Raw genomic sequence first — 1,161 nt, 5'->3', positions numbered from 1 at the left:
CACGTTGAGGGCGTCGGCCAGGCTGATGGCGCCAGAGGCGAACACCACGTTGCTGGCGGTGTTGGTGATGGTGCCGCCGCTGAAGCGGCCCACCGTGCCGTTGGCCCCGCCCTGGATGGTGAGGTCGCGGGTGCTGATGTTGACCACGTTGCCGATGAGGACGCCGCTGTTGGCCAGGCTGCCCAGGGTGCCGGTGCTGGCGATGTACAGCGCCGTGGCACCGCCGGCGGTGTTGGCCAGGGTGCCCGTGACGTTCAGGGTGGCCAGGCCGGCGCCGATGTAGTCGTTGCCCGCGACCGCCAGCAGGGTGCTGCCGCTGGTGCCGGCCACGGCGTCCAGGCCGGTCAGGCCGCTGGTGACGGTGGCGCCGGTATAGCTGGAGCCGGTGCCGCCCCGGATCAGGGTGACGCTGTCGCCCACCAGGTAGTTGGCGGTGCCCGCCAGGCCGGCGTTGACCACACCGCCGCTGACGCTGGCGGCGTCGCTGACGCTCAGGACATGGCCGGCCACGGCCAGGGTGCCGGCCGTCTGGCTGTAGGCGCCGGTGATGGCGACGTCGCTGGCCAGGGTGAGGCTGGCGCCGGCGTTGCTGACCGTGTGGCCAGTGGCGACGATGCCGTCACCCAGACTGATGGCGCCGCTGGCGAACACCACGTTGCTGGTGGTGTTGGTGATGGTGCCGCCGGTGAAGCGGCCCACCGTGCCGTTGGCCCCGCCCTGGATGACCAGGTCGTTGGCCGACAGGTTGGTGATGTTGCCGCTGATGGTGCCGCTGTTGGCCAGGCTGCCCAGGGTGCCGGTGCTGGCGATGTACAGCGCCGTGGCGCCGCCGGCGGTGTTGGCCAGGGTGCCCGTGACGCTCAGGGTGGCCAGGCTGGCGCCGATGTAGTCGTTGCCCGCGACCGCCAGCAGGGTGCTGCCGCTAGTGCCGGCCACGGCGTCCAGGCCGGTCAGGCCGCTGGTGACGGTGGCGCCGGTGTAGGTTGAGCCATTGCCGCCCCGGATCAGGGTGACGCTGTCGCCCACCAGGTAGTTGGCCGTACCCGCCAAGCCGGCGTTGACCACACCGCCCGTCACTTGCGCCGCGTCGCTGACGCTCAGCACATGGCCGGCCACGGCCAGGGTGCCCGCCGTCTGGCTGTAGGCGCCGGTGATGCTGAC

Annotated in this window: 1 protein-coding gene; it reads right to left on the bottom strand. The window is 71.7% G+C overall.

What is annotated here, in order from left to right; translation table 11 throughout:
* Positions 1 to 1,161 (bottom strand): beta strand repeat-containing protein (locus tag FBZ90_RS28750; RefSeq protein ID WP_211102391.1); only part of this gene is annotated, 1,161 nt, incomplete at both ends.

Source organism: Nitrospirillum pindoramense, from assembly GCF_007827955.1.
In the GTDB taxonomy this organism is placed as follows: Bacteria; Pseudomonadota; Alphaproteobacteria; order Azospirillales; family Azospirillaceae; genus Nitrospirillum; species Nitrospirillum amazonense_B.
This window is presented reverse-complemented; position numbering and strand designations above follow the sequence as displayed.